Here is an 18,136-nt window from a genome sequence, read left to right as displayed (position 1 = left end):
ACTACAGAATGTCAGGCAGAATTTCCGTGATTAGGAAATATGCCAGCCCGACCTGAGTCGCAAAGATCGCAAACAGCGACAGGGAAAACCGGCCTTTTCGGGACTTGTGATTGAAAATCCAACGCCCGACCAGGGCACCGGGACTGCCGCCCAGTGCAGCCAGCCACAATAGCCTGCGTTCCGAAACCCGGCTTTTTCTGCGTCTGGCGCGCAGTTTGTCCCAGCCAAAGGCCAACAAAGTCAGGCCGTTGATGACCCACAGGTATATAACCGCAATCCACATAGCTGACGGATAGCTAAATGCGTCGATTTTCCCAAGTGAAAAAATGCTTGGAATTTTCACCGATTCGCGGCATCGTGAAAAACACGAGGAAAATTTCACCAGATATCGGAGAGTTCGGTGAACAGCCAAGCCCCCCACAGTGCAACGCTCGGAGCCGACATTCGCGCATTGCGTAAGGCGCGTGGGTTGACGCTGACCGAGATCGCAGAGCGGTTGAACCGGTCGGTCGGATGGCTCAGCCAGGTTGAACGCGACAAGTCCGAACCGTCAATTTCAGACCTGCGTCAGATCGCGGAATGTCTGGGTGTGCCGATGTCCATGCTGTTCGCCCATTCTGCCGCCCCCGCCAATGAACAAGGCTATGTCGTGCGCGCCGGGTCGCGCCGCCCTATGGGGTCGGGCGAAGAAGGTCTGATTGAGGAACTGCTGTCACCCGATCTGACTGACGATTTTGAGATGGTGCATTCCACCTTTAAGCCGCATTCCAAGATGCAGAACCCGGCGGACCGCCCCACGCAAGAGGTTGGCTATGTGATTTCCGGTCAGTTGAATCTGACCATCGGCGCGCAAAGCTTTTCGGTTGGGCCCGGTGACAGTTTTCGGATCAAGAACGAACCCTATATTTGGGCGAACCCTCATGATGAGCCCGCTGTGGTCATCTGGGTCATCGCCCCTCCGGTGTACTGATGAGTTTCGAGGCCTGGACCATATTCGCGCTGTTCTGGGTGGTGTTTGTAACCACACCGGGGCCTAACGCGGTGAACTGTATCTCGAACGGGATGAGCCTGCCCTTCGCAAAAGCGATGCTGGGTGTCTTGGCGATCCTGACCCAAGCCAGCGCCTTTTTGGTTTTGTCGGCGCTTGGGGTGACGGCCTTGATCGCGGCCTCACCCACCGGATTCTTCATCGCCAAGCTGGTGGGTGCAGGGTTTCTGATCTGGCTGGGTGTCCGAGGCTGGAAGGCTGCAGCAAATCCCGCCCCTATATCCGAACGCCCTGCACGGCATGTCTATCTGCACGCGCTGGCCGTCGCGACAATCAACCCCAAAAGCGTCGCGGGTTATCTTGCTGCATTCTCGCAATTCGTGCAGCCGGATGTGCCGATCTGGGAGCAAATGTTGGTCATCATGCCAACGGCGCTGATCATCACAACGCTCAGCTACATCGGGTTCACTCTTCTAGGTGCGCTTATGGGGCGGGCCGCGCTGGGGGCCGTGTTCAACATTTGGGTACGCCGGGTCATGGCCACCTGTTTCATCATTTATGGCGTGTTGCTGGGCACCACCAGCGCGCCAGCAGCAAGGGGATAAGCGAAATGCATACAGGTTCCTGTCTGTGCGGCTCGGTTGCGTTCAAGATCGAAGGCGATCTTCCTGCCGCCTCGGCCTGCCATTGCGGTCAATGCCGCAAACAGTCGGGTCATGTCTGGGCCTCGACCTCGGCCCATCAAGACGACATCACCTTCACCGCCAGCGATACGCTGAGCTGGTTTCGTGCTTCCGACATCGCCCGACGGGGATTTTGCAACGCCTGCGGCTCTTATCTGTTCTGGCAGCATAAGGACGAAGACCGGATTGCCATTGCTATGGGGGCGCTGGATGCACCCACCGGACTGACCCTCGCCCGCCATATATTTGTGGCTGACAAAGGCGATTACTACGACATCACGGACGATCTGCCTCAAGAGGCACAGTAACAGGGACTGAAAGACATGAGTGATTTTCCGACAAAAGCCCGCGTGGTTATTATCGGTGGCGGAGTGGTGGGGACATCGTCCCTGTATCATCTGGCCAAAAAGGGCTGGACCGATTGTGTTCTGCTGGAGAAAAACGAGCTGACCGCCGGGTCGACCTGGCATGCAGCTGGCAACGTGCCGACCTTTTCGACCTCTTGGGCGATCATGAACATGCAGCGCTATTCGACCGAGCTTTATGCGCGGCTGGGTGAAGAGGTCGACTATCCGATGAACTATCACCAGTCCGGCTCAATCCGGTTGGCCCATTCGAAAGAGCGGGTGCAGGAGTTCGAGCGGGCAATGGCGATGGGCCGTTATCAGGGCATCGAGATGGAGATGTGGTCACCCGAACAGGCCAAAGAGCATTACCCGTTCCTGGAAACTCATGACCTTGAGGGTGTTCTGTTCGACCCGACCGATGGCGATATCGACCCGGCGCAGCTGACCCAGGCACTGGCCAAGGGTGCGCGCGACATGGGGGCGAAGATCCTGCGTTTCTGCCCGGCCACGGGTGTGACCCAGAAGGAAGACAAGACCTGGATCGTGCATACTGACAAGGGCGATATCGAAGCAGACCACGTGGTCAATGCCGCCGGGTATTACGCCCAGCGCGTGGGTGAATGGTTCAAGCCCTTCGGCGGTCGCACCGTTCCGGCCATGGTGATGAGCCACCAGTACCTGCTGACCGACGAAGTGCCCGAGATCGAGGAATGGTCAAAGGCCAATGGCGGTAAAAAGCTGCCGCTGCTGCGCGACGTGGATATCTCCTATTACCTTCGGCAGGAGAAGAACGGATTCAACCTCGGCCCCTATGAGCCCAACTGCAAGGGCCACTGGATGACCGAGGATGATCCGATGCCCGAGGATTTCAGTTTCCAGCTATGGAATGATGATCTGGACCGGATCGAAGACATCGTCACCGACGCGATGGAGCGGGTGCCGCTGATGGGGACCTCGGGTGTGGGTCGGGTGATCAACGGGCCCATCCCCTACGCGCCGGACGGGCTGCCGCTGGTTGGCCCGATGCCGGGCGTGACCAACGCGTTTGAGGCGCATACCTTTACCTTCGGCATTGCGCAGGGCGGTGGTGCCGGCAAGGTGCTGGCCGAATGGATCGTCGATGGCGCAACTGAGTGGGATATGTGGGCCGTCGATCCGCGCCGTTACACCGATTACACCGATCAGGATTACTGCAACCAGAAGGGGCTTGAGGTCTATGGCAACGAATACGCCATGCATTTCCCGCACCATGAATGGCCCGCCGCGCGCGACAAAAAGCTGTCGCCTGTCCACACCAAGGTCAAGGAATTGGGCGGCGTGATGGGGCCCTATAACGGCTGGGAACGCGCCAACTGGTTTGCGCAACCGGGCGACGATACCTCTGAAGAAGCGACCCATACCTGGGGCCGTTCGGGGCCATGGGAGAAGCGGATCAAGGAAGAGTGCGAGGCTGTCCGTGATCATTGCGGCGTATTGGACTTGCCCGGATTTTCGCGTTTCATCGTAAAAGGTGAGGGTGCCGCCGAGGCGCTGCGGTCGCTGGTCACCGGCGGTTTGCCCAAGGTGGGTCGCATCAACCTGGTCTATATCTCAGATGGTCGCGGCCGGATCCTGACCGAAATGTCCTGTATCCGCCTCGGCGATGACGAGTTCGTCATGATCACGGCCGCTACAGCGCAATGGCATGACCGCGATATCCTGACCGAGGCAATGCCCACTGGCGTCACCGTCGAGGATGTCACCACCACTCGTGACACGCTGATCGTGACAGGTCCAAAATCGCGCGACATTCTGGCGGGGCTGAGCGATGCGGACCTGTCCAGTGGCTGGCTGACCCATCAATCGGCCACGGTTGCAGGTCAGCCCGCATTCCTGATCCGCGTCTCGTTTGCGGGAGAACTTGGCTGGGAGGTTCACGCGCTGAACGACCATATGCCCGCGATCTATGGCGCGATCCTTGACGCTGGTGCCAAACCGTTCGGGATGTACGCCCTGAACTCTCTGCGCATCGAAAAGGGTTATCGGGCTTGGAAAGGCGATCTGTCCACTGATTACTCTCTGTTGGAAGGCGGGTTGGAACGGTTCGTCAAACTTGACAAACCGCAGGACTTCCCCGGCAAGGCCGCGATCCTGAACGAAAAGCAGCAGGGCGTGAAAAAGGCGTTTGCCACTATGTTGGTCGAGGCAGGTGACGCGGATGCACCCTACATGTCCTGTATCTGGCACAACGGCGAGATCGTTGGCGAAACCACCTCGGGCGCTTGGGGGTATCGCGTTGGCCAATCCATTGCGCTGGGCATGATCCGTCCCGAATTGGCGGTGGCAGGTACCGAGCTTGAAATCGAAATCTTCGGTGAAAAGCGGCGCGCCGTGGTACAGGACGATAAACCGCTCTGGGATCCAGAAAACGAGCGGCTGCGCGCCTGATCGCCCGAAGGAGACCTGCATGAGCACGCGTTATTCAAAACGGGGGCCCGGAGAGGGCCTCAATTATGACTGGGAAAATGACCACACATTTGTGAAGGTTTCGACCCGGGATACTGATGGCGCCTATACGCTCATGGAAGACAATCTGAAGGCCAGCTTTGCGCTTGGCCTTCATCGCCATGAAACCCATGCCGAAAGCTTCTATTTTCTGGAAGGCGAAGTGGACTTCTACGTTGATGGCGACTGGCATCGCTGTGGGCCGGGCAGCACGATGCATGTGCCGCCCGGTATGCCGCATGCCTGCCGCGTTGCTGGTAAAGCACCAGCCAAGATGCTGATGATTTTCCAACCTGCCGGTTTTGACGGCTTCCTTGCTGAGCTGGCCAAGATGACCGAGGCGGACTTCGCCGATGAGGTGAAAATGGCCGAATTGAACGCGCGGTATGACATTGTCCCGATGGGCTCTGTGCCGCCTCATCCCGATGACGAGGTCTGATCATGACACTGCCTAAAACGATGTCCGGTGTATTCCTGACCTGTCACGGCGGGCCCGAGGCGCTGGAATGGCGTGACGATATACCCGTCCCAACCCCTGCGCCGGGGCAGGTTCTGGTCCGTGTGGCCGCAGCCGGGGTGAACAACACCGATATCAACACCCGTATCGGCTGGTATTCTTCGGACGTGACCGGCGCCACAGATGCCGTGGATCAAGAGGTCGAAGCCGGAGGCTGGGGCGGCGCGTTGAACTTCCCGCGCATTCAGGGCGGTGACCTTTGCGGCATCGTCGAAATCGCGGGGCCCGAGACCGGGTTCACCCCGGGCCAGCGCGTGACCTGCCCGATCAACCTGCCACGTCCGCGACCGGGCAACCCAACAGGCTTCATCGTGCTTGGGTCCGAGATTGACGGCGCCTTTGCGCAATATTGTCTGGTGCAGGCCGATGACCTTTACGATGTCAGCGCCTCACCCCTGTCCGATATTGAAATTGCCGCCATCCCCTGCGCATTCGGAACTGCCGAGGCTTTGCTGACCCGATCCGGTGTGACTGCCGGGCAAAAAGTGCTGATCACCGGCGCATCCGGTGGCGTCGGCCTTGCCGCTGTGCAACTGGCGGCGCTGCGCGGTGCCTCGGTTTGGGGCGTGACCGGTGCGGCCAAGGCCGAAGCGGTGAAAAGCCAGGGCGCGACCGCCACGTTCGACCGGGATGCGTCGCTGCCCACCGACATGTTCGACGTGGTCATTGACGTGGTGGGCGGGCCTGCATGGGCTGACCTGATCCTGGCGCTGAAACCCGGCGGTCACTATGCCGTTGCGGGTGCGATTGCTGGCCCGATGGTTCAAGCCGATCTGCGGGATATCTATCTGCGCGACATCACCATTCACGGCAGCACCCATCAGCCGTTCGAGGTCTTCGGTCGCCTGGTCGAACTGATGAATGCGGGGCGGATCAAACCGATGATTTCAAAAACCTATCCGCTGAAAGACATTGCGACGGCGCAAGAGGACTTTCAGTCAAAAACGTTTCCGGGAAAACTGGTTCTGGTTCCCTGAGGAGGTTCATTGATGGCAGATATAACCCTTCTGGATGGGTCTATCGGACAGGAACTGGTCAAACGCAGCGGTGATGCGCCGACGCCTTTGTGGTCGACCCGGGTGATGATGGACCATCCCGAGTTGGTCGGGGATGTGCATGCGGATTATTTCTCACGCGGTGCGACTGTGGCCACGACAAATACCTATGCTGTTCACCGGTCGCGCCTGGACCGTGTCGGCTTGGGTGATCAGCTGCCAGATCTGATCGAGGCGGCCCTGTCGCAGGCCGAGCGTGCGCGCCCGGCGGGTAGGCGCATCGCTGGGGCTTTGGGTCCGCTTCTCGCCTCTTACCGGCCGGACCTGAATCCAGAGGTCGAAGAGGCGGCAGAGAAATTCGCCGAACTGGTGGCGATGATGGCAGATCGCGTTGACCTGTTCCTGATCGAAACCGTGTCGTCGGTGCAAGAGGCCGAAGGCGCGTTGCGTGGAACGGAACAGGCAGACAAGCCGGTCTGGCTTGCGCTGTCCGTGATGGATGATGATGGGACGCGGCTGCGGTCGGGTGAGCCATTGTCGGGAATAGCATCTTTGGTTGATCGCTTTACGCCTGAGGCCGTGCTGATCAACTGCTCACGCCCGGAGGCGGTGCCTGCTGCGCTGAATATTATCGCTACCTTCGGGCGTCCGTTTGGGGCATATGCCAATGGCTTCACCGGGATTACCCAGGAATTTCTACAGGACGCCCCAACCGTCGATGCGCTGCAACAGCGCCACGACCTTGGGCCGGATGAATATGCTGATCAGGCGATGGGGTGGGTGGCGCAGGGTGCAACTATCATCGGCGGATGCTGCGAAGTCGGTCCCGATCACATTCAGCGACTGGCAGATCGGCTGTGCGCTGCTGGCCACAGCATCGTCTGAAGGGGGTAAAGATGCGGCAACGACCAGATAGCTTGACCGACAAGGCGCAGATACATTTCGATGTTCTGGTCGCGCCGGGCTATGTGCTGTTGGAGCTTGCCGCATTGATTGAGGTTCTGAGGCTGGCCAACCGCGTCTGCCCCAACCCGCCCTTCAGCTTTACCTATCGGTCTCTGAAAGGTGGGCCCGTTGCCAGCAGCAGCGATGCGACGGTCCAAACTGAACCTGTATCAACCCATCCCAAGGCGGATTATCTGTTTGTGATCGGAAATTCCGACCCTGACCACCCCGATCTGTCCATCGGACGGGTTGTATCGGACTATACGTTCCGAGGTGCTCAGGTCTTTTTGCTGGCCGAAGCTGCCAGCCGCTATATCGACGAATTCGGCTCCGCAGACATGGCGACCCATTGGGAAAACGCCTCTTTCCTGAGTGAACGCGGGGCCCGGTTCGAGGCGAAGCTGTCGATAGCCACAGAACAGGGCCAGGTCGTGACCTGCGCAGGGATGGAGGCGACAACCGATATTGCTTTGTCCGTGATCGGACGCCACATCTCAGGGCCTGCCAAGATGACGGTGGCCAATATCATGCTGCACGAAAACATCCGCGACTTTTCATCGATGCAGCCTTTCTCGGGGGCGCAACTGACAGCTACTGGGGACGCCAAGCTGGATCAATGTATCAAGCTGATGCAGGCCAATATCGAAGACCCCTTACCCATCCAGCAAATTGTCGAGGCGTTAAATCTTTCGAACCGATCGCTTGAGCGAAAATTCAAAGCTTTCTTTGGCACCAGTCCAAACGGTTTCTATCGCGAGATGCGGCTGGCGAAGGCTAACAACCTGCTGCTGAACACCACGATGAGCGTTCGGGAAATCGGTCTGGCCTGCGGCTTTCCGAACGGTTTCTCATCGGTCTACAAAAGCTTTTTCGGGGTCACGCCCTTTGTTCTGAGACGCGAAAGACGGGCTGCGTCACATAGGTGAAAATCGCCCATAACATGACGCTTTTGGTGCATTTATTGTCGATCTTCCATGGCAACGTGCCCAAAACCTGATTCAGCGGAGACCTCAGGATGGTTGATCTTCCAAACAAAGCCCGAGTTGTCATCATCGGCGGCGGCGTCATCGGATGCTCGGTCGCCTATCATCTGACCAAGAAAGGTTGGAGTGATGTTGTGCTGCTTGAACGCAAGCAGTTGACCAGCGGCACCACATGGCATGCGGCGGGTCTGATCGCTCAGCTGCGGGCCTCGTCCAACATGACCAAACTGGCGAAATACACGCAGGAGCTTTACGGCGCGCTGGAAGAGGAAACCGGTGTGTCCACCGGGCTTAGGCGCTGTGGATCGATCACCGTGGCGCTGACCGAGGAACGCCGTGAAGAGATCTATCGCCTGGCCGCCATGGCCCGCGCCTTTGGCGTCGAGGTCGAAGAGATTTCCAATGACCGCGTCAAAGAGATGTATCCGCATCTGAATGTCGAAGACGTCAAGGGCGCGGTCTATCTTCCGCTGGACGGGCAGGGTGACCCGGCCAATATCGCGCTGGCCCTGGCTAAGGGCGCGCGGCAACGCGGTGCCATTACCAAGGAACGAGTGAAGGTCACCGACATCACTAAACAAGGTCGCACTGTGACCGGTGTGGACTGGGTTGCCGATGACGGCAGCGCTTCGGGTCATATTGAATGCGACATGGTGGTGAACTGTGCCGGCATGTGGGGGCACGAGGTCGGCCGCATGGCCGGTGTGAACGTCCCGCTGCACGCCTGCGAACATTTCTACATCGTCACCGAAGGCATTGACGGGCTTTCGCAACTGCCGGTTCTGCGAGTGCCCGATGAATGCGCCTATTACAAGGAAGATGCCGGTAAAATCCTGCTGGGCGCGTTTGAGCCCAATGCCAAACCTTGGGCGATGAAGGGCATCCCGGACAGTTTCGAATTCGATCAGCTGCCCGAAGATTTTGATCATTTCGAGCCCATTCTAGAAGCGGCGTGTAACCGGATGCCGATGTTGGCGGAGGCGGGCATTCATACCTTTTTCAACGGCCCTGAATCCTTTACTCCGGATGACGCTTATCATCTGGGTCTCGCGCCCGAGATGGACAATGTCTGGGTCGCAGCGGGCTTCAACTCGATCGGCATTCAATCTGCAGGCGGTGCGGGCATGGCGCTGGCGGAATGGATGGATAGCGGCGAGAAACCGTTTGATCTGGGCGATGTGGATATCAGCCGGATGCAACCGTTTCAGGGCAATAAGCAATATCTGTTTGAGCGTTCGAAAGAGACGCTGGGCCTGCTCTATGCCGACCACTACCCCTATCGCCAGAAAGCCACTGCGCGCGGTGTTCGGCGCACCCCGTTCCATCACCATCTGAAAGAGCAGGGCGCGGTGTTTGGTGAACTGGCGGGCTGGGAGCGTGCAAACTGGTACGCAAATCCGGGGCAGGAGCGCGAATACCAGTACAGTTGGAAACGTCAGAATTGGTTCGAGAACTCAGCTGCTGAACACCGCGCGGTGCGCGAGAATGTGGGCATGTACGACATGTCTTCTTTTGGCAAGATTCGCGTTGAAGGACCGGATGCCGAGGCGTTCATGAACTATATCGGGGGCGGCGATTATTCGGTGCCGAACGGCAAGATCGTCTATACCCAGTTCCTAAACCGCACCGGCGGGATCGAGGCGGATGTGACGGTGACCCGTCTGACCGAGACCGCCTATCTGGTCGTGACCCCGGCGGCGACGCGGCTGGCGGACCAGACCTGGATGATGCGCCATGTAGGTAGCTTCAACGTGGTCATAACCGATGTCACCGCTGGCGAAGGCGTTTTGGCCGTGATGGGCCCCAATGCGCGCGCTTTGCTGGAAAAGGTCTCGCCGGCGGATTTCTCGAACGCGACCAACCCCTTTGGCACCGCACAAGAGATTGAGATTGGCATGGGCCTGGCCCGCGCTCATCGGGTGACCTATGTGGGCGAGCTGGGATGGGAGATCTACATGTCCGCCGATATGGCGGGCCATGTGTTCGAGACGCTGCATGAGGCCGGTCAGGACATGGACCTGAAACTCTGTGGCATGCACATGATGGACAGTTGCCGGATCGAAAAGGGTTTTCGCCATTTTGGTCATGACATCACGTGCGAGGACAACGTCGTGGATGCCGGGCTTGGTTTTGCGGTCAAGGTGGACAAAGGCTGTGACTTTATCGGGCGCGAAGCAGTGATTGCCCGCAAGGAAAGCGGGCCCAAAAACCGTCTGGTTCAGTTCCGCCTGACCGACCCGGAACCGCTGTTGTTCCATAATGAACCGATCGTGCGGGACGGGGAATATGTCGGTTATCTCAGCTCGGGCAATTATGGTCATACTTTGGGTGGCGCTATCGGTATGGGCTATGTGCCCTGCGAGGGTGAGAAGGCGGCGGATCTTCTGGGGTCAACCTATGAGATTGACGTGTGCGGCGTGAAGGTAATGGCCGAGGCATCGTTGAAACCGATGTACGATCCGAAATCCGAACGCGTCAAAGTGTAATCAAATTGTCGGAGCGCTGCGGCGCTCCGGCTTTGTTCTGGTCTCACATATCAAATATCCTGATGGGTTGCTTCACAGTTTTCGCGGTTCCCAAGTATGTCCGGGTTGCCGTAAAGACGACCGGTATTCCCGGAGATCCGCAATGGCTGACGCAACACCCACACAAAATGCCGATACGCCAAAAGGACTTGTTCTGGCGGTAACGGCCTATGTTTTGTGGGGCTTCTTGCCCATATACATGAAGGCGATGGCCCATATCGGACCGGTTGAGATCGTAGCGCATCGGATCATCTGGTCTGTACCCGTTGCCGGACTATTGCTGATCGCACTGGGGCGGACGCGGGATCTGAAGTCAGCTTTGCGCGATCCCAAGATGCTGGGCATGGCCTGTCTGACGGCTGCATTGATATCGGTGAACTGGGCGATCTATGTCTGGGCCATAGCCAGTGGGCATGCGCTGGACGCAGCGCTGGGCTATTACATAAATCCGCTGTTCAGTATCGCGCTGGGCGCGGTGCTGCTGCGCGAACCTTTGAACCGGACGCAGCTGATTGCTGTTGGGTTGGCCGCAGCCGGGGTGGTGGTTCTTGTTGTAGAGGCCGGAAGCCTGCCTTGGGCGGCGCTGGGGCTTATGTTCAGCTGGGGGTTCTACGCCTTCTTCAAACGCTCACTCCCCATCGGGCCAAATCAGGGGTTCTTGCTGGAAGTGCTGATCCTGCTGATCCCCGCATTGGTTTATGTGACTTGGCTGGGGATCAACGGGACGGGGCATTTCGGGCTGGTCGCAACCGACACCATGCTGCTGGCCGGGGCAGGGGTGGTGACCGCGGTGCCGTTGCTGATCTATGCCAATGGTGCCAAACTGGTGCGCCTGTCGACGATAGGCATCCTGCAATACATCGCGCCGACCATGATTTTTGTGACTGCCATCGCGGTTTTTGGAGAGCAGATTGACCGTGGCCGCATGATTGCGTTTCCGCTGATCTGGGCCGCACTTGTGGTCTATTCGATCCCGATGATCCGGCAGATACGCGCTCAGGTCTGACGCAGCAATTCGGCAGCCTTCTGCGCCCAGATCGCATAGGCTTTGGGGCTCGGATGATAGCCGTCCGGTGCGGCCAGCGCCGGGTCATCGGGTAAATCAATGGACAGATGGCGGATTTGCGGGAAGCCGGTCGCAATCTGTTGCAGGCCTTGGTCCAGGCGGGCTGCCTGACGCCCCAGCACCCAGGCAAGCGGTTGAGGCAAGGCGGGAAACCGACCCATCTGGGGAACGGCCGTTACAACGACACGCCGGGCTCCAAGCTGGTCGGTGATCAGGTGCATCAGACGGGATTGGTGTTCGACAAACCGCTTTTTAGTGACGCCACGGGTGACGTCATTGACGCCAAGCGCCGTAATGGCGGCATCAAATTGATCTGTCAGACCGTCAAGGCGTTTCAGTGTATCCAGCGTTGTATGCCCTGTCATAGCCTCGAGCCGCCATTCGACACTGTGGCTTTTTGCTAGCTGTGCGACCAACTGACCGGACAAAGCCTGCGCCTGGGTGCCAGCGCCAACACCTGCTGCCGAGCTGTCGCCTGCGATTAGCAACCGCAAACGCGGGCCGCGCCCTTCACGGCCTTCGCGCGGCCCGGTCGGTTCGGGCAGGAACCGCGCCTTTCGTCGAACTGAAATCCCCTGTGCCGCCAATAGTGGCAACAGCGGTAATCTCAGAAACTGATCAGCTCCGATCCGGGAAGGCTTGGTCAACCCAAAGCGTCCTTGAAATTGATAAAGCGAGGGTCTTTTGCCACGCGTGCCATCATCTCGGTGCGCAGGGCTGCAATGGTTTTAAGTGGGCGCATGACCACTTCGAACTTTTCGACCAAACCTTCATCATTCAGCCGGATCAAGTCCACACCAACCGCATCCAGATCACCAACCTTGCACTGAAATTCCAGCGCCCAGTCTTTGCCGTCACCCATGATCCGACGATAGCTGAAGTCCGAGAATACCTGCCCCACATGCCCTAGCAGAGCCGCCACGGGTTCGCGCCCGGCCCAGGTGCTGTAGTAGGTCGGCGGCAGAAAACGCACGTCTTCGGCCAGAAACTCGTGAATCAGACTGTCATCGCCTTTTGTGATGACATCTTTGAGTTGTTCGATTGTTGGGTGCATGGTTTCTCCTCCGAGTTGTCGCATGATTTGCTGAACTATTCAGTTCAGGCAAGCGCGACGTTGCGGGAGGTTGTCGCTTGCGATAGGCAGACCCGCATGAGCGAGACCTACGATCCCCCGAAAACACCGCTGGATGTGCTGCACGAAGATGCGCATCTGATTGTGGTGAACAAGCCCTCGGGGCTTTTGTCCGTACCGGGTCGCGGAGAGCATCTGGCCGATTGTCTGTTGACCCGTGTGCAGGCGGCGTTCCCGCAAGCCCTGCTTGTGCACAGGTTGGACCGCGACACTTCGGGCGTGATGGTTTTTGCCCAAACCCCTCATGCGCAGCGCAATCTGAGCATGCAGTTCGAACAGCGTCAAACTCGCAAGACTTATATTGCCCGCGTCTGGGGCATGGTAGAGTCAAAGTCCGGAACTGTTGATCTGCCGTTGATTGTAGACTGGCCCAACCGGCCGCTCCAAATGGTCTGCCATGAGACCGGCAAACCTGCGGTGACGGATTGGCGCGTGGTCAAACATGAAGGCAACACTACCCGCATACGCCTGTTCCCGAAAACCGGGCGCTCGCACCAGCTGCGGGTTCACATGCTGGCGCTGGGCCATCCGATTTTGGGTGATCCGTTCTATGCAAAAGGTGAGGCACGGGCCTTCCCGCGCCTGATGTTGCATTCCGAGGAATTGCGGCTGAAGAACCCCGATGGCGGGGCGTCGATGAAGTTTCGCGCCAAGGCCGAGTTCTAGAGTCAGGCGGGGTTGGTCCAAAGCAGTTTGAGATTGCCCAGTGAAAATCGTCTGACCCGTTTCCTAGGAGCGCAGGGCTGTCGGCTGGCCATGATCTCGCGTTCGATTTCAAAGGCGCGCAGGGTATGGTCCTGGGACCAGCGTCCCAGTTGCAGGGTCATCATTACGTGATTGTCGAGGCTGGGCATCAGTAATCTCCTGTGAATTGTTGAACCAGCATCCCGCATCACTCCTGACAGCGCGTTGTCAGGGGGGTGTGCTAAGGTGTCAGCAGAGAAACCGGAGTTTGCCATGCGCCGTTCGTCCCGCCTGTTTGAAATCATCCAGATTCTGCGTGCCGCCGACGCTCCGGTTACCGCTGAGATGCTGGCGCAAAAGCTCGAAGTCTCGGTGCGCACGGTGTATCGCGACATCGCGGCACTGCAGGCCCAACGAACACCGATCGAGGGCGAAGCCGGCGTCGGGTATCTGATGCGGCGGGGCTATGACTTGCCACCACTGAACTTCGACGCTGAAGAGGTCGAGGCGCTTTGGGTCGGTCTGTCAATGCTGGCACGGACTGGCGACAGTACCCTGCAGGAAGCCGCCAAACGCATTTGCCGGAAAATAGAAGGCCTGCGCGCAAGTCCCGACTGGTTGCAGGTCGCGCCTTGGGGGGCTCCGGTTGATGATCCGGCCAAGGGCTGTATCCCGGTCGTGAATTACCGCGAAGCCATCCGGGACGAGCGCAAGCTTCGCCTCACATATGTCAGCTCGCAAGACGTTCGCTCCGAACGGGTCGTCCGTCCGGTTGCCCTGATCTATCATATCGAGTGCACGATGCTGGTTGCGTGGTGCGAATTGCGCAACGGTTTTCGCCATTTTCGGACCGATCGCGTCTGGGCCTGCGAAATGGTTGACGATCATTTCTGCGGCCAAGGGCAGCCGCTGCGGGAGATCTGGCAGGAGCAGAACCAATGGGGTTCCCCTGCCGAGGCCCATTGAGCGGCGGGTATTCGCCGATATCACCTGATTGTTGCTTGAGCCTGCGGGGGGGCAGCGCGATATACTGTGCCAAATAATGGGACCCGGCAAACGGGCCTCTGAGCAGAAGGTGATATCATGACGATTTCCAAGCTTGTGGTTTCTGCTGGGCTTTGCTCGGCCTTGTTCTTGGCGGGCTGCACCGACCCCGGAACGCTGAACTTGCCCTCGGACCCCAATCAAAATACCAAACAGGGTGCGCTTTTGGGTGGGTTGGTTGGTGCCGGTGTCGGGGCCATTGCGAACGACTCGGATCCGCTTTTGGGTGCGCTGGCTGGTGGTGCAATCGGTGCAGCAGGTGGCGGCCTTATCGGCAATCAACTGGACCGTCAGGCGGCTGAGTTGCGCCAGCAGCTGGCAAATGACGGCATCACAATCGTCAACGCGGGCGACCGCCTGATTGTTACCGTCCCCAACGACATCACCTTTGACACCGACAGCTCGACTGTGCGGCCTGCATTGCGTTCTGATTTGGTCCGGGTGGGTCAGAACTTGGTGAGATATCCCAACTCGGCCGTTCAGGTCATTGGCCATACGGACAGTGATGGCGAAGCCTCTTATAATCAGGCCCTATCTGAGCGTCGGGCTAGGTCCGTGGCGGATGTTCTGCAAGCCAATGGTGTGAACGGGGCCCGTATCAGCACTATCGGTTTGGGTGAGAACCGACCTGCGGCCTCGAATCTCACACCCGAAGGGAAGGCGCGGAATCGTCGGGTCGATATCGAAATCATCCCCAACGGCAACACCTGATGTGACCGGGCACCGACAAGGTGCCCGTTTTTGCACATTGACTGCGCGTCAAGTGGGCTTTGGCTGGCGGTGATCAGGCGCTACCTTCTGGAAAACGCCTGAACGGAGACCTTTTATGTCCGAACCGATCCTTCTGAGCCTGTCAGGTTCGCTGCGCCAAAATGCCACCAACCGAAAACTGCTTCGCGAGGCGGCGCGGCTGTTTGAGCCGGGCACTCATATCGAGGCTGACTTGAACTTGCCATTATATGACGGTGATCTTGAAGAAGGCGAAGGGGTTCCCGTGACCGTCCAGATTTTGGCGGATCAGATTGCCCGTTCGGATGCGGTCATCATTTCGACGCCGGAATATAATAAAGCGCCGTCAGGTGTGTTGAAGAATGCGCTGGACTGGGTCAGCCGCACCAAGGACAAGCCTTGGGCGAACAAGCCGGTTGCGGTGATGTCTGCCGCTGCGGGTCGTGCCGGCGGGGAACGTGCACAGATGATACTGCGCAGCTATATGGTTCCGTTCCAGACGCGCATCTTGCAAGGGCCGGAAATTCATCTGGCCGACAGTTCGAACGAATTCGACGCGCAGGGCAAGCTGGTTAACGAACGCTATGAAAACGCCCTTCGGACCTTGATGCAGAACTTGCGGTCAGAGGCCGGTTTCTGAAACTGCCGGTTTGCTTGCCCGTATGGGGCAGGCCGCCTAATCTTGCGCTATGTCGATGGAAATTCAGACAGATGTGATGGACGCAGCCCGTGCTGGCGCGTTGCAGGTGGCGCTTGGGAAACAGGCAACTGCGAGGGGCGGCACTGCGTTGCCGCCGTTCTTTCATCACCTGTATTTCTGGACTCCGCAGCCACCCGGCCAACTTGGGCGCGACGGACATCCCAATGTCGGGGGCCTGATCCCCGATATGGGCCTACCCCGCAGAATGTGGGCAGGCGGACGCTTGGAGTTTTTCGCGCCTCTGATAGCAGGTCAGTTAGCCGAACGGCGATCGCTATGTGAAAGTTCGAGTTCGAAATCGGGACGCACCGGCCCCTTGGGCTTTGTCACGTTGCGCCACGAGGTTTGGCAGGGCGGTGCGCTGCGCCTGACCGAATGGCAGGATCTGGTTTACCGCCAAGACCCCTCGGCAGATACGGCCACCCCTCCGGCACCACTGGCCAGGCAGGATGAAACCGAACATCGCGAGCTGTCCTTCGACAGCACAATGCTGTTTCGCTACTCGGCCCTGACATTTAACGGACACCGTATTCACTATGACATCGACTATGCCCGTGATGTCGAAGGATATGCCGGGCTGGTCGTGCATGGCCCGCTTTTGGCGCAGCACCTGATGTTGTTTGCGGAAGATGTGATGGGCCCATTGGCGCAGTTTTCTTTCCGCGCAACCTCGGCATTGATGCATTTCGAAACTGCGAGCCTGTGCCGGAGGGCCAATACCCTGTGGGTGCGTGCGGCAGACGGGCGCCAATGTATGATTGCCGAAGCCTCAGCCTAAATGTTTCTGCATGGTAATTGAGGTCGCCCGGGTGAACCCGGGATGCGCCGTTTCCGCGGTTTTGACAAAGCCCATCCGGGCAAAGGAGGCATGGTTTTCGTCCAATTCGACCCGTGTCTTCAGTTCCAGCGTCGCAAAACCTATTTCAACCGCCCGCGCGGATGCCAGATCGACCAGACGCTGTGCCAGCCCCTGACCACGTCGGGTTTCGTCCACAGCCAGTTTGCTCAGATACAGACAGTCCTGTTTGGGTGTCAGAAAGACGACCGCATCCGGGCGATTGCCTATGATCCAAACCTCGTGGTCGCGGGCCTGTTGTCGAAGCGTTTCCTCGGTCAGGCGATGCATTGACGAGGGCGGGTCTATACGCCCCTCCATGAATGCAAAGCTGTGGCGGATCAGGCGTAACACCTGTGGCAATATCGGATCGTCCGGTTGCAGGCGAACTGGGGTGTCGTCGAGGGAGGTCACAAAGAAGCCTCGGGTTGAAAATCTGCGGGGATTTCATCGCGCCCTTCAAGCACCAGTTCGGCCATGACTTCTGCCACTTTGGGCGCCATGCCAAAGCCGATCTTGAACCCTCCATTGGCGATGAATTCTCCGGCGTGCAGCGGATGTGCACCCAGCATCGGGGCACGGCTTTTGCTGCGGGGTCGGATCCCGGCCCAGCGTTCGATCACTTCGGCACCGTGCAGGACCGGAACCGCCCGCGTGGCCCGATTCAGGACATCATCCAGCGCCGCATCGGTGCTGGTTGGGTCGTCATAGTCCCGTTCCGAGGTCGATCCGATGGCCAATGTGCCATCCGCATGCGGGACAATGTGAACGGCATCTGCAAACAGCTGGGAAACGTCCCCGGCATCGAACCGCAGCAAAGCCGCCTGTCCCTTGACGCCATTGCCGACCGTTTTGCCAAAGGCGTCGTTCAGTTCTAGCAGGCCAGAAAGCCCAGTGGCGTGAATGATCTGCCCTTGATTGGCCGCATCGGTTTTGACCTCAACCCCCATCACCGCCAGCGCCGAAACCAGTGCAGAACATGCCCGCCTTGGGTGCATCCGGGCGCTAAGCGTGTCGTGGATCACAAAGCCGGTGGGGCTGGGAGGACACCACGACCCGACCTCATCCATTGCAACAACGCGCCATTCGGCCCGCCCCTGCCAAAGCTCCGCGGCGGTGACCGTACGTGCATGGGCCAGATCCAGCGTGCGGCTATCTGCGATGGGCTGTAGCCTACCCAACCGGGCATATCCGGCTGAGACGCCTCCGGTCGCCTCAACCTGTTTCCAGAAGGGTTCGGCCATGATCAGGCTTTCGAATTGAAATGCTTTCTTGGCATTCCAATTCTCGGGCACATGTGGTGCCAAAGCCCCGACCAGACCGCCGCTGGACCCGGCACCGGGCCCAAAAGGGTCAATGATCTGAACTTTTGCGCCGCGTTTTGCGCAGGCCCAGGCGATCGAAAGGCCAAAAATGCCCGCGCCTCGCACCGTCACATCGACCATTGCCATTCCCCTTTTCCTTGTTCAGTGTCGCGCC

General features: G+C 58.7%; 21 protein-coding genes. 15 read left to right on the top strand and 6 right to left on the bottom strand.

All coding sequences use genetic code 11. From position 1 onward, the window contains the following. Position 1: 1 nt before the first annotated feature. Positions 2-283 carry a DUF1294 domain-containing protein gene (locus AC2FLG_RS14830; protein ID WP_496702681.1) on the bottom strand — a complete coding sequence of 94 codons (282 nt, stop codon included), beginning with the start codon at positions 281-283 and terminating at the stop codon, positions 2-4. 117 nt (positions 284-400) lie between these two features. Between AC2FLG_RS14830 and AC2FLG_RS14825 the strand changes: the two genes are divergently transcribed. The 10 genes from AC2FLG_RS14825 (at position 401) to rarD (ending at position 11,473) form a co-directional block, all read left to right on the top strand. Further along, on the top strand, positions 401-970 hold the full coding sequence (locus AC2FLG_RS14825) for a helix-turn-helix domain-containing protein (RefSeq protein ID WP_281973073.1): 570 nt from the start codon (positions 401-403) through the stop codon (positions 968-970). Then, on the top strand, positions 970-1,593 hold the full coding sequence (locus AC2FLG_RS14820) for a LysE family translocator (protein ID WP_281973074.1): 624 nt from the start codon (positions 970-972) through the stop codon (positions 1,591-1,593). Before AC2FLG_RS14825 ends, AC2FLG_RS14820 begins: the two co-directional genes overlap by 1 nt. A gap of 5 nt (positions 1,594-1,598) precedes the next feature. Next, positions 1,599-1,979: a GFA family protein gene (locus AC2FLG_RS14815; protein WP_142637055.1), complete on the top strand. Its 381-nt coding sequence runs from the start codon at positions 1,599-1,601 to the stop codon at positions 1,977-1,979. 15 nt (positions 1,980-1,994) lie between these two features. Then, the gene (locus tag AC2FLG_RS14810) at positions 1,995-4,445 is read left to right on the top strand and encodes a GcvT family protein (RefSeq protein WP_496706786.1); all 2,451 of its coding nucleotides are present in this window, start codon (positions 1,995-1,997) and stop codon (positions 4,443-4,445) included. Between the two features lie 19 nt (positions 4,446-4,464). Beyond that, complete coding sequence (locus AC2FLG_RS14805; RefSeq protein WP_271949698.1) at positions 4,465-4,941, top strand: cupin domain-containing protein; 477 nt, start codon at positions 4,465-4,467, stop codon at positions 4,939-4,941. A gap of 2 nt (positions 4,942-4,943) precedes the next feature. Further along, positions 4,944-5,996, top strand: a complete 1,053-nt coding sequence (locus AC2FLG_RS14800; protein WP_496706785.1) for an alcohol dehydrogenase family protein — start codon at positions 4,944-4,946, stop codon at positions 5,994-5,996. Between the two features lie 12 nt (positions 5,997-6,008). Beyond that, entirely contained in the window at positions 6,009-6,899 is an 891-nt protein-coding gene (locus AC2FLG_RS14795) for a homocysteine S-methyltransferase family protein (protein WP_496706784.1), read from the top strand. An 11-nt stretch (positions 6,900-6,910) separates the two neighbouring features. After that, positions 6,911-7,885: a GlxA family transcriptional regulator gene (locus AC2FLG_RS14790; protein ID WP_496692502.1), complete on the top strand. Its 975-nt coding sequence runs from the start codon at positions 6,911-6,913 to the stop codon at positions 7,883-7,885. Between the two features lie 89 nt (positions 7,886-7,974). Further along, positions 7,975-10,428, top strand: coding sequence for a GcvT family protein (locus tag AC2FLG_RS14785; RefSeq protein WP_496706782.1), 2,454 nt, complete (start codon positions 7,975-7,977; stop codon positions 10,426-10,428). A 142-nt stretch (positions 10,429-10,570) separates the two neighbouring features. Next, the gene (gene rarD / locus AC2FLG_RS14780) at positions 10,571-11,473 is read left to right on the top strand and encodes an EamA family transporter RarD (protein ID WP_496706780.1); all 903 of its coding nucleotides are present in this window, start codon (positions 10,571-10,573) and stop codon (positions 11,471-11,473) included. On the opposite strand, the gene AC2FLG_RS14775 is transcribed toward rarD, so the two are convergent. Together AC2FLG_RS14775 and AC2FLG_RS14770 are read right to left on the bottom strand one after the other, a co-directional pair. Continuing rightward, the gene (locus tag AC2FLG_RS14775) at positions 11,464-12,180 is read right to left on the bottom strand and encodes an SGNH/GDSL hydrolase family protein (RefSeq protein WP_496706779.1); all 717 of its coding nucleotides are present in this window, start codon (positions 12,178-12,180) and stop codon (positions 11,464-11,466) included. The genes rarD and AC2FLG_RS14775 overlap by 10 nt on opposite strands. Next, positions 12,177-12,587, bottom strand: a complete 411-nt coding sequence (locus AC2FLG_RS14770; RefSeq protein WP_496706778.1) for a nuclear transport factor 2 family protein — start codon at positions 12,585-12,587, stop codon at positions 12,177-12,179. The genes AC2FLG_RS14775 and AC2FLG_RS14770 overlap by 4 nt, the downstream gene beginning before the upstream one ends. 60 nt (positions 12,588-12,647) lie before the next feature. Here AC2FLG_RS14770 and AC2FLG_RS14765 point away from each other — a divergent pair, with 60 nt between their 5' ends. Beyond that, the gene (locus tag AC2FLG_RS14765) at positions 12,648-13,331 is read left to right on the top strand and encodes an RluA family pseudouridine synthase (protein WP_496706888.1); all 684 of its coding nucleotides are present in this window, start codon (positions 12,648-12,650) and stop codon (positions 13,329-13,331) included. Between the two features lie 2 nt (positions 13,332-13,333). Here AC2FLG_RS14765 and AC2FLG_RS14760 read toward each other — a convergent pair whose 3' ends face one another. Further along, positions 13,334-13,519, bottom strand: a complete 186-nt coding sequence (locus tag AC2FLG_RS14760; protein WP_496703340.1) for a hypothetical protein — start codon at positions 13,517-13,519, stop codon at positions 13,334-13,336. Between the two features lie 103 nt (positions 13,520-13,622). Here AC2FLG_RS14760 and AC2FLG_RS14755 point away from each other — a divergent pair, with 103 nt between their 5' ends. From AC2FLG_RS14755 to AC2FLG_RS14740, 4 genes are all read left to right on the top strand, one after another. Beyond that, positions 13,623-14,315 carry a helix-turn-helix transcriptional regulator gene (locus tag AC2FLG_RS14755; RefSeq protein ID WP_271949714.1) on the top strand — a complete coding sequence of 231 codons (693 nt, stop codon included), beginning with the start codon at positions 13,623-13,625 and terminating at the stop codon, positions 14,313-14,315. 117 nt (positions 14,316-14,432) lie between these two features. Beyond that, entirely contained in the window at positions 14,433-15,104 is a 672-nt protein-coding gene (locus tag AC2FLG_RS14750) for a YiaD family glycine zipper/OmpA-like lipoprotein (RefSeq protein ID WP_142637036.1), read from the top strand. A 115-nt stretch (positions 15,105-15,219) separates the two neighbouring features. Then, positions 15,220-15,762 carry an NADPH-dependent FMN reductase gene (locus tag AC2FLG_RS14745; RefSeq protein WP_496706776.1) on the top strand — a complete coding sequence of 181 codons (543 nt, stop codon included), beginning with the start codon at positions 15,220-15,222 and terminating at the stop codon, positions 15,760-15,762. A gap of 49 nt (positions 15,763-15,811) precedes the next feature. Next, complete coding sequence (locus AC2FLG_RS14740) at positions 15,812-16,600, top strand: HTD2 family dehydratase (RefSeq protein ID WP_496706775.1); 789 nt, start codon at positions 15,812-15,814, stop codon at positions 16,598-16,600. Here AC2FLG_RS14740 and AC2FLG_RS14735 read toward each other — a convergent pair. Both AC2FLG_RS14735 and AC2FLG_RS14730 read right to left on the bottom strand, forming a co-directional pair. Further along, the gene (locus AC2FLG_RS14735; protein WP_496706774.1) at positions 16,592-17,071 is read right to left on the bottom strand and encodes a GNAT family N-acetyltransferase; all 480 of its coding nucleotides are present in this window, start codon (positions 17,069-17,071) and stop codon (positions 16,592-16,594) included. The genes AC2FLG_RS14740 and AC2FLG_RS14735 overlap by 9 nt on opposite strands. Continuing rightward, the gene (locus tag AC2FLG_RS14730; protein WP_496706773.1) at positions 17,068-18,108 is read right to left on the bottom strand and encodes an NAD(P)/FAD-dependent oxidoreductase; all 1,041 of its coding nucleotides are present in this window, start codon (positions 18,106-18,108) and stop codon (positions 17,068-17,070) included. Before AC2FLG_RS14730 ends, AC2FLG_RS14735 begins: the two co-directional genes overlap by 4 nt. Between the last annotated feature and the right edge of the window lie 28 nt (positions 18,109-18,136).

The organism is Ruegeria sp. CDSA193, from assembly GCF_059611885.1.
The sequence above is the reverse complement of the archived record's forward strand: the minus strand, read 5'-3'. Positions and strand labels throughout refer to the sequence as shown.